Here is a 1,097-nt window from a genome sequence, read left to right as displayed (position 1 = left end):
CCCTGGTCGTCGATGCGCACATCGGCATGGCGGAGAGTCGCTTCTTCATGGGTGTCAAAGCCTTTCGAATCCGATTTCCCCGAGGACCTTCTTCCAGAAGGCGTTCTGCTCGACGACGAGCCTGGCGAACCCTGCACGCGACATCGGACTCGGGATCGCGCCCAGCTTCTCGATCGCGGCGATGACGCCGGGGTCGCCCAGTGCTTCGCGCACCGCCTGATGGAGCTGATCCAGGATCCGGGGCGGCGTGCCCGCCGGGGCCCCCAGTCCGAACCATGAGGGGTTGTTCATGGCCGGCAGGCCCAGCTCGGCGTAGGTCGCCACCTGGGGCAACAGCGCGAGCCGCTGTTTCGCCGCCACCGCCAGCGGACGGATCTTGCCGGCCTGGATCAGCGAGGCGGACGAAGGGATGTTGTCGAAGACCGCATCGATCTGTCCCGATACAAGATCGGTCAAGGCCGGCCCCAGTCCCTTGTACGGCACGTGCAGCATCTGCGTGCCACTGACATGCCTGAACAATTCGCCATTGACGTGGCTCAGCCCTCCATTGCCGGACGAGCCGAACGAATACCGGCCCGGATGCGCCTTGAGTTCCTTGACGAATGCCGACAGATCGGCCGCGGGAAAAGAAGGTCGGACCACCAGCACATTGGGCACGTCGGCCATGTTGCTGATGGGGGCGAAATCCTTGACCGGATCGTAGGCCGGCCTGGCATACACATTGGGGTTCACCGCATGCGAACTCTCCACCACCATCACCAGCGTGTAGCCGTCCGCCGGCTCCCTGGCCGCGTAGGCACTCCCGACCGAACCACCGGCGCCGGGCCGGTTCTCCACGACGAAGGGCTGGTTCAACAAGGCACCCAGCCGGGTCGCGATGATGCGGGCCAACAGGTCGGTGGTGCCCCCCGGCGCGTAGGGCACCACGACCCTCACCGGCCTGTTCGGGTAGTTCTGCGCATGGGCCCGCAGGGCCAGCGCGCCACCGGCCAGGATCGACGCGACAAGAGTTCTTCGCTTCATGTCTCCAGGTCTTTCACTTCGAACGAAGATCTCGACCGGTCCCTGGCCGGATTGACCAGGCTGCTTCCAGCGTC

General features: G+C 65.3%; 1 protein-coding gene. It reads right to left on the bottom strand.

Annotated features, from left to right (window positions below):
- Nucleotides 1-54: 54 nt before the first annotated feature.
- Nucleotides 55-1,023: a Bug family tripartite tricarboxylate transporter substrate binding protein gene (locus AC1D2K_RS35045; protein WP_478095072.1), complete on the bottom strand. Its 969-nt coding sequence runs from the start codon at nucleotides 1,021-1,023 to the stop codon at nucleotides 55-57.
- Nucleotides 1,024-1,097: the final 74 nt, after the last annotated feature.

The organism is Variovorax sp. P1_H12_2 (assembly GCF_056405335.1).
The sequence above is the reverse complement of the archived record's forward strand: the minus strand, read 5'-3'. Positions and strand labels throughout refer to the sequence as shown.

Excerpts from the sequence above, each read along its gene's own strand:
- AC1D2K_RS35045 (WP_478095072.1), bottom strand. The coding sequence starts at position 1,023 with ATGAAGCGAAGAACTCTTGTCGCGTCGATCCTGGCCGGTGGCGCGCTG.